Consider the following 8,624-nt stretch of genomic DNA (forward strand, 5'->3'; position numbering starts at 1 on the left):
AAGAAATCCGGCACACAATCGGACGCAAAGAAGAATACCAACTGCGTAAAGAAACCATCGAACGAGTCTTTGGCACGGCCAAGGAACATCACGGGATGCGCTATACACAGTATGTCGGGAAGGCCCGAGTTGCCATGCAGATCGGGCTAACTTTGGCATGCCTGAATATGAAAAAACTGGCAAATCTGCTGTACCGGAAACGAATCCGTTTTGTAGTACCTTCACGTTTTTTCCTATTTTTTCATTTTCCGGCAGCAATATAAAAAACCGATCACAGCTTTGTTTGCTTGTAATCGGGTTTGTCTTCGCTCTGAAACCACCTTGAACCTTTTTAAATAAAGGTTCAAGGTGGTTTTTTTGATCGTTCTTCTCTAAAATATGATTTACCGCTTACTCAATAACTGCTAATATGGGATCGATGATTGTCTGCGTGGCAACATCGATAAAGCCATGATCGGTAATCGCAAATGACGGCAATGCTGCCAGACAAATGAATGACAGAAACATAAACGGTATCGTAATGGGCGAACCCAGTTCATGAATTGCCTGATTCAATTCTTCTTTTTCAGCTGCCAGTTCTTCTGCCGATAAATCGGACAGCAAACCAAGAATTGGATAGGCAACTTCTTTAACAACCTGGCCATTATCGACGACAACCTGTCCGCCTTGAATCTCTGCGACACGGTTCACTGCAACCGCCATATCTTCGTGGTTTGTTCCAAGAACAATAATATTGTGATTGTCATGACCGACCGAAGAGGCAATGGCACCGGATTTTAAAGAGAAGCCACCCATAAAAGCCTTTCCAATATTTCCGTTTTTTCCATAGCGTTCTACCTGAGCAATATACAAAACATCCTGTTTAACGTCGCTTTGTACTACGCCATTTTCTACATTAAGTTCTACTATTCTCTCGATTGTAATGGGAATCCATGGCAAAGTATCCATTACCTTAACCCGGGCTTTCTTAGCCGTCTTTGAAACGCAAATTTTAAAATCTTCCGGTTCTATTTTTTTGCTTAATTTAATCGTATTTAATAAAATTGGTACATGCTCTGCCTTTGGATAAGATACCAGCAGTTTCTCATTCTCCACCACCGGCTTTCCGCCAGCAATCACTGACAGCACTTTAAAATCTTCCGGCCCCGTGGTTATATTAACGTCTGCTCTTTTTCCTGGCGCCAGTCCGCCAATTTGATGATCTAATCCAAATGCTCTGGCCGCATTTAAACTGACAAACTGAATGGCTTTTGCAAAATCCGTGCCTGCTTCTAAGGCAATCCGAACGGCATCATCCAGATGGCCTCTTTTTACCGCGTCTATCGTATGCAAATCATCGGTAACTATACTGACCCGGGATGAATCCAGGTTATTTTCCAAGATGGGTTTTAATCCATCTTTCAGTCCTCTTGCTGCCGACCCTTCGCGGATCATCACATGCAGGCCGGCTCGAAGTCTGGCAACCACATCTTCTCCGGTAAGCGATTCATGGTCGGTACTAACCCCAATTGCCGCACAAACATTCAGTGCCGGACCGGATATGTCAGGCAAGTGTCCCTGTAAAGATTTTCCTTTTTCAAGTGTTGCATCCATCGAGTCAAGCAAATCAGGAAAGCCGGCAAGAATATATTGTCCCACACACTCAGATAAACCCACCGCATCTTCACGCTCCAAAGCTTTCTTGATGATCTCAGTATTAAAACTGCCACCGCTTGTTTCCAGATTTGGTGAAAAGGGCACATGCGAAGGGACGACAAAATAAAGTTTTAGATCGGTCGCCTGCGCCTCCTCCAAAACAGCCTCAATGGCCTCCAGCCCAGCAACGACACCGACTTCATGCAGATCGGTAAAGATCGCCGTTGTTCCGTGTTTCAAAACAATTTCTGCAAAAGGACGGATTGAAAGACTGGTGCTTTCCGGATGAATGTGTCCGTCAATGAATCCGGGTGTGATGAAATGACCTTTGGCATCAATAATTTTGGTGTTTTCGCCAATTGTATAATCCACATCTCCCACCGCCGCGATGGTATCCCCGCTGATTGCAACCCCACCATCATAAATTTCACCAGAATATACATTTACTATTTTTCCGTTTTTAACTACGATATCTGCAAACGCATTTCCACCTGCAACCGCTATTAGTTTTTTATTCATTTTGACCTCCCAATTCAATATATACAAGTCATATTGTTTTTATATGTTTAATATATATTATACTTTACCTTATAATGTAAAAATGTCAATCATTTTTTTTATTCACTTGTATCTTGTTTTTAGAAACCCCGAGTATAGGGCGTTGCACAATCCAGGCAGCATTTTTTGCCATTTTCCAGACGAATCATCGGTTCAGCTGTTTTTTCTCCGCATACCTCACAGATCACACTTTGGAAAATACGAGCTGTTTCCGGAAGTTGATAATCAGGGGTCTTAAAATCAAAGATTTTATGAGCATCCGGTTCATTAAGAATATATTCTTCTTTCTCATCCCGTTCCATGTCAGGCATGTCCTTTAAGACCAGCCGAATACTTTTTCCGGTTTTTCGATTAAAAAAAGAAAAGGCTTGTTTGCCACGGTTTCGAAAAATGAGATTTCCTTTTCCAACGCTGCATCCGGTAATAACCTGGACACCGTCGACCCCGCAGGCATCATTTTCGGTCACACAAACAACTTCCTCATCCTTTGAGAAGTCAATACCAAGTGCTTTAAGCGCTTCCTCAGAAGCGCGGACACCAATGGCCAATCCCGGACAGTGATGTCCATGAAACGCAACCGATTTTTCCCACAAATTTTGATCCATTTCTTCCATCTCCTTAAAAAAATTTTAAATTCTTTGCGCTGTTCTTTTTTAGTTACCGCTGCAGCTTTCATTTTCTTCTTCATCAATTTCCATTGTTTCTAAAAATTCCCCGATCTGATCAAGCCAATCGCCCTCAAATAGTTCAATCAGCCCATTATCACAAGCACCGGCTAGAGCAGAATTGATCGGCATCTTGGCAATTAAATCAATGCCATGTTTTTTGGCCGCTTCGTCAACATGACTCTCACCAAATATTTGATGTTTTTTGTCACAATCAGGACATAGGAAATATGACATATTTTCAACTAACCCAATAACCGGGATATTCATCATTTCAGCCATTTTCACAGCCTTTGCAACGATCATTGAAACCAATTCCTGGGGCGAGGTGACGATAATAATACCATCGACCGGCAGCGATTGGAACACGGTTAAAGGCACATCCCCGGTACCTGGCGGCATATCAACAAACATGTAATCCACATCGCCCCAGATAACATCCGTCCAGAATTGTTTTACCGCGCCGGCGATAACCGGTCCCCGCCAAATGACTGGGTCGGTATCGTTTTCCAGCAACAAGTTGATCGACATAATTTCAATTCCCGTTTTACTGGAAATAGGGAAAAAACCTGATTCATTTGACGTCGCCTTGGTGTGAATTCCAAAAGCTTTCGGAATCGATGGTCCGGTAATATCAGCATCCAGGATCGCCGTTTTATACCCTTTTCGATTCATTGAAACGGCCATTAAAGACGTTACCAGCGATTTTCCCACCCCGCCTTTTCCGCTTACAACACCAATCACTTTTTTTATTTTGCTCAATTCATGTGGTTTTTCAGAAAAGTCAACCGGACTTTCTGCTCTTTCATCACATTCTTCTCCACAACTACCGCATGTTTGACTGCAACTATCACTCATTAATTTTTTTCTCCTCTTTTGTTTGATTTTTTTGTCAGAATCCATTTTTTACCAATCTATATTAAATCATCATAGAAAATTAATTTGGTGTCAATTATCGAGAAACCATCATGACGATCAATGGTCGATATGATTTTACTATGACTGTGCTTCGTCTACATTCTCAATAACAGTTGATAATTTTCCCCTGACTATTTAAGCGTTTTCCAGTTCTGATAATAACATCTTAATTTTCAGACTTTTCAGTCTCCGGATTCTTCTGTTTAAATCGATGCTTCGGGCATCGGCAGCACCCATACATTTGTTGATCATCTTCGCAAAGTTTGTAATTCCCGCCTTCAATTTTTAAGACATTTCCATTGACAAGGGCATCAGCTAATTTCTTTCGGGCATCATTATAGATTCGCTGAACAGTTGTCCTGGCCACATTCATACTTTCCGCACATTCCTCTTGAAGCATCCCTTCTAAATCAATGAGCCGTATCGTTTCATATTCTTCCACCGTCATTGAAATAATATTTTCTTCAAAATTAGGTGCATTAAGCGGACCAAATAAATTACTTTCTGGCAAACAGCATACTTTTCTCCATTTTATCGGTCTTGGCATATCTTCCTCCCTAATCGTTTTAATTCTTTCCTCAGAATTGATTGATTATGTCAAGTTCCTTCTTCTCCTGAATAGTCAATGTCTTTTTCTATTGATATCGGTTATTCTATAATTATTATATCCCATTTAGAACATATGTCAATAACCTTCTTGTATAATCATTATCTGTCATTTAATTTTGACATATTTTTTCATGATTCACAAGATATTTGCAAGACAAACTTACTTTTTCACCACAAAAAATGTAAATATTCGAGTATATCGATGAAGAATATGTTATTCTTAAAAGCAATAGAAAAATACGAAATAAAATCAAAAAGGAGCCGACCTTATGGGAAATATTAATGCAACAACTACATCAATTATTGGTAATCCTGATGAAACAATCATTGAGCAGTTAGTTAAATCAATTGACACTTCACATACGGAGAAAATTAAATTGCATTTTGATGATGCGGCAAATCGATTCGATAACTTTATTCAGACCCTAATCCCCAATTATAATAATATGATTGAAATATTAACGGCCATTATCCCCTTTGATGAACACGATGATTTTGAAGTGATTGATTTAGGTTGTGGAACCGGCACAATATCCTATTTTATTAATAAGAAGTTTAGCCATGCAAAAATAACCTGTATGGATATTTCCGAAAAGATGCTGCAAATTGCTGCCGATAAAATAGTTGCTGATGTTTCCTGTATTAGCGGAGATCTTAACACTTTTACCTTCCCCCAAAAGTATGATGTTATTGTATCATCGCTTGCGCTTCATCACCTTGAAACAGATCAAGCCAAATTTGAGATGTATCAAAGAATTTATGCCGGATTGAAAGAAAATGGAATCTTTATTAATCTTGATATTGTTTTAGGAAGCAACGAAGAACTGCAAGCGATCAACATGCAAAATTGGATCAATTTCATGAAACAAAATGTTTCTGAGCGTGAAATAGTTGAAAAATGGATTCCTAGTTATTATGCTGACGACCGTCCCACCAGTTTGCGATCGCATATCAAATTTTTGGAAGAAGCGGGATTTAAAGAAGTTGATGTCATCTACAAAGCCTTTAATTATAGCGTATTCTGTGGCAGAAAAAGAATTTAAGCAACCGATAAATCAGGTTGCTCAAATTCCTTAAATACTGAACTCATGAACTGATATTCATGATAATAAATGATGTTTTCATTCGCAATCAAGGGGCTGTTAACCGTCCCTTGATTCGCTTCCCCCTTGCAGGTCATGAACAAGCATTGGTGGGAGCTCATCACGGTTTTCCCTGGTAACCATGATGAGTTTCACTTTGGGATGATTTCTCAAAATGTCAGTAAAACCAGTACTTGCCAGCTTTATCACGCCCAAGACGGGTTTATCGCCATCCAGAGTTTCAAGTATTTCCTTTTGAAATTGAAGCGCATGGCGCTCAAAATTTCCGCATTCATCCATTATAATTAGGTCTGACTCTACTCGGGCCGAGCGGATCAATTCAACACCATCGGTGTCAAATTTATCCGTCAAAACCTGGGGAAAGCAGTCTTTTCTAAAGCGGACGATGCCGTTATTTTCAGTGAAGACATTCGAATCAGCTGCTGAATTCATATAAAGTAGCCTGTCTTCACAGCCTCTGTCGGGACCGAAGTAAGTTTTAAAGCCTCCGTAAGATCTATTAAGCAGTGTTAATATTCTGGCAATGACGGTGCTTTTTCCAACCTGTATTTCACCGGTAAGAAATAGTTTCATCTATTTGCAGTCTCCTTCAAGTTCAAATATTCCGACGGATTTTTTTTTGGGAATATAGAAAGGGTACTCCTTTTCTTTTGTTTCAATGAGTTTCTGAGCGAGGAAATGATTCAAATCCTCATCATTGACTTCAGCATAATTAGTTTTAATATAACTTTTCGCTTCTTCGATAGAAATTAATGGTTGTCCAAATTCCAGCGAAACTTCCGTAAGCGAGTAGGCTATTCCCTTTTCTCTTAATTTTTCTTCCACTTTATCATAGCTATTTCTGTGAAAGGATTGATATTTATCAATACATGGGTTATTTTTATTCCTTTTGTCGACTACCGCAATTAATTTTTTGCAGAAGGGAAAAAATTTTTCTAATTCATGACTGCCAAAAAAACTGGTGTAAATAACATCCCAACTTCCGTCAATATCATTACAATCCATCAAACAGGTCTCAATATTTGAAATTTCGCGATCTTCAATGTTCTTTTTCAGCGACTTAATGGCTTCTTTATTAATATCGATACAGGTAATATTCTTAATACTTTTACTTAATTCCAAATCAACCAGCCCCAAGCCACATCCGATATCACAGAAGGTAGAATATCCCGCCAATTTCGGTGTAACCAAATCCGCGATATTCTTAAAAAATCCTGAATATTCATTTGCTTCCTGATACCATTTAATTGTGACAGCATTCCAATTAAAATTCATTTTTCACCTCATTGTTTTTTTTAACGAAACCTTTTGGCCAGCCACATGCAGCTTCACATTTTCAGCACCGGAGGCTATTCTAGCGGCACGCAAATTGTCTTTGACGACAAATCCGGATAAATCGCCGATGCCATAATCAAAAAACACCGGTGCAAGAGGGGTTCCCGGCCCAACAATGGTAATCAGTTGAGCATTTTTTGAAAGTTCCAGAAATCTCGGAAGGGTTTTATTCAAAACCGATGCACAGGTTAAATAGACATAATCACATTCTGGCAGTATATATTCACTGGCGGTTATGGGATAATCCCCTTCTTCCGGCTCCCATTCAATGATCGAGAAGTCGCATTTCGGAGCCATCAGTTTTTCGATATAGGGAAAATGTCCGACAACCGCAACTTTCTTATCCTTTATTTCATTTTGAGACATAATAAACGGATCAAACCTGCGATCCTCCACACGCGGTGCATCAGAAAATTCAACGCCGTTATCTCTGGCTACCTGGGGATTATTGTAATGAGCATTGATTGCCGCCACGCCTACCGCTGCCTCGACAAAATTCCATGACTTTACGCATTCGGCAACCTCGTGAAGCGGCATGCCAATCATATTTTTTGTAAGCATTGGCATTCTCGTTTCATACGGCCTGGATGATGCAATTCCAACCCCGTTGCCACTCCGGATTAACGTCCGCTTTTTACCGCAAATCACCTCATCCACAATTTTATTCTCAGGGATTCCTTTGATTAAAGCCTCATAAATTTCCCACATAGAACCACTCCTTTTCATATTTTAATTAATTCTTCTGTGATCAAATCACCCTGGCGGAGCGTATTGCGAAGCTTCAACAGAACATTATCAAACTTTTCAATGCCATCAAGGCTTTGCTTTTCAACCGCAGAAGTTTCTATTATTTTATAAATTCCGCCATTCTTAATCACAATCCGCTTATTGGCACTCAGTGCCAATAATGGATCATGCGTCGAAACAAATATAATTTTATCTTTTTTAGCTAAAAGAAGCACTGCTTGTCGCCGATCAATGCCAGCATTTTCAATTTCATCAATCAGAACAATCGGTGATTCACTCATATATGCTGTGTCTGCAATCATCAATGCCCGGGATTGTCCACCACTGAGTTGGGTCACTTTTGTATCTTCGGAGAATTGCTCACCGGCCAACTCATTGGCACATTGAAAGCACTTTTCCACCACTTCATTAACATTTGGTGTCAATCTTGATTTGGCGTGCATTTCAAGGAATTCCCGGGCCGTCAGATCCATGACAAAATTCATATTCTGAGAAAGCTGAGCAACCAGTTTACCATCCATCTCAAAGCGCTGCATATCATCAAGTTCGGCACCATTTACCATTATCTGCCTTTTGGTGGGAGTATCCCTTTGCGCCAGACATTCAATGTCATTTAACAATCGACTCTTACCTGAACCGGTGGGTCCGACAATACTGATAATCTCTCCGGCTGAAATGGTCAGGCTGATATTCTCCGGCTCCATCAATTTATTAACGCCACCATTGATAGTAATAGACAAGACTGAATTCAAGGCGAATTCGGTCTGGGAAAATGTTTCAAGGAACACACATAAGTTTTGCAATATTTCATCTCTATCCAAACCGAACTCTTCAAGAATTTCATCTTCAACTTCATCAAGTGCCTGTGGAAAAATCAGGCCTTTCGAAATGCTGCTTAAACGGTAATTAGCAAGAAAATCATCCGCGATTGGATAGTGTTGTATTACTGCTGCCACAGTCTGACTGTTTATTATTTCCATATATGTTTGTTTTATCATATTTCTTTAAACTCCATTTTCTTCATCATACCCATCTGGTAAGCTTCGCCGATTGT

At 39.8% G+C, this 8,624-nt stretch carries 9 protein-coding genes and 1 pseudogene; 2 read left to right on the forward strand and 8 right to left on the reverse strand.

All coding sequences use genetic code 11. From position 1 onward, the window contains the following. Positions 1-191: pseudogene (locus FZC40_RS16600) on the forward strand (transposase); the annotation flags it as partial. 199 nt (positions 192-390) lie between these two features. On the opposite strand, the gene FZC40_RS16605 reads toward FZC40_RS16600, so the two are convergent. From FZC40_RS16605 to FZC40_RS16620, 4 genes are all read right to left on the reverse strand, one after another. Beyond that, positions 391-2,154: an adenine deaminase gene (locus FZC40_RS16605; RefSeq protein WP_148606416.1), complete on the reverse strand. Its 1,764-nt coding sequence runs from the start codon at positions 2,152-2,154 to the stop codon at positions 391-393. Positions 2,155-2,273: 119 nt separating this feature from the next. Continuing rightward, the gene (locus FZC40_RS16610) at positions 2,274-2,798 is read right to left on the reverse strand and encodes an FmdE family protein (protein ID WP_148606418.1); all 525 of its coding nucleotides are present in this window, start codon (positions 2,796-2,798) and stop codon (positions 2,274-2,276) included. Positions 2,799-2,846: 48 nt separating this feature from the next. Continuing rightward, positions 2,847-3,716 (reverse strand): Mrp/NBP35 family ATP-binding protein, encoded by an 870-nt coding sequence (locus FZC40_RS16615; protein ID WP_148606420.1) that lies wholly within the window; start codon positions 3,714-3,716, stop codon positions 2,847-2,849. A gap of 226 nt (positions 3,717-3,942) precedes the next feature. After that, on the reverse strand, positions 3,943-4,323 hold the full coding sequence (locus FZC40_RS16620) for a DUF134 domain-containing protein (protein ID WP_148606422.1): 381 nt from the start codon (positions 4,321-4,323) through the stop codon (positions 3,943-3,945). Positions 4,324-4,654: 331 nt separating this feature from the next. On the opposite strand from FZC40_RS16620, the gene FZC40_RS16625 reads away from it, so the two are divergent. After that, positions 4,655-5,428: a class I SAM-dependent methyltransferase gene (locus FZC40_RS16625; protein WP_148606424.1), complete on the forward strand. Its 774-nt coding sequence runs from the start codon at positions 4,655-4,657 to the stop codon at positions 5,426-5,428. A gap of 99 nt (positions 5,429-5,527) precedes the next feature. On the opposite strand, the gene FZC40_RS16630 is transcribed toward FZC40_RS16625, so the two are convergent. The 4 genes from FZC40_RS16630 to FZC40_RS16645 are packed head-to-tail and all read right to left on the reverse strand — an operon-like array spanning position 5,528 to position 8,568. After that, positions 5,528-6,061, reverse strand: coding sequence for a nucleoside-triphosphatase (locus tag FZC40_RS16630; RefSeq protein ID WP_148606426.1), 534 nt, complete (start codon positions 6,059-6,061; stop codon positions 5,528-5,530). Next, a complete protein-coding gene (locus tag FZC40_RS16635) occupies positions 6,062-6,763 on the reverse strand; it encodes a class I SAM-dependent methyltransferase (RefSeq protein WP_148606428.1) in 702 nt (233 codons plus the stop codon). A 3-nt stretch (positions 6,764-6,766) separates the two neighbouring features. Further along, positions 6,767-7,531, reverse strand: coding sequence for a DUF364 domain-containing protein (locus FZC40_RS16640; RefSeq protein WP_148606430.1), 765 nt, complete (start codon positions 7,529-7,531; stop codon positions 6,767-6,769). 14 nt (positions 7,532-7,545) lie between these two features. Then, positions 7,546-8,568, reverse strand: a complete 1,023-nt coding sequence (locus tag FZC40_RS16645) for an ATP-binding cassette domain-containing protein (protein WP_148606432.1) — start codon at positions 8,566-8,568, stop codon at positions 7,546-7,548. Positions 8,569-8,624: the final 56 nt, after the last annotated feature.

Source organism: Acetobacterium tundrae (genome assembly GCF_008086615.1).
Classification (GTDB): domain Bacteria; phylum Bacillota; class Clostridia; order Eubacteriales; family Eubacteriaceae; genus Acetobacterium; species Acetobacterium tundrae.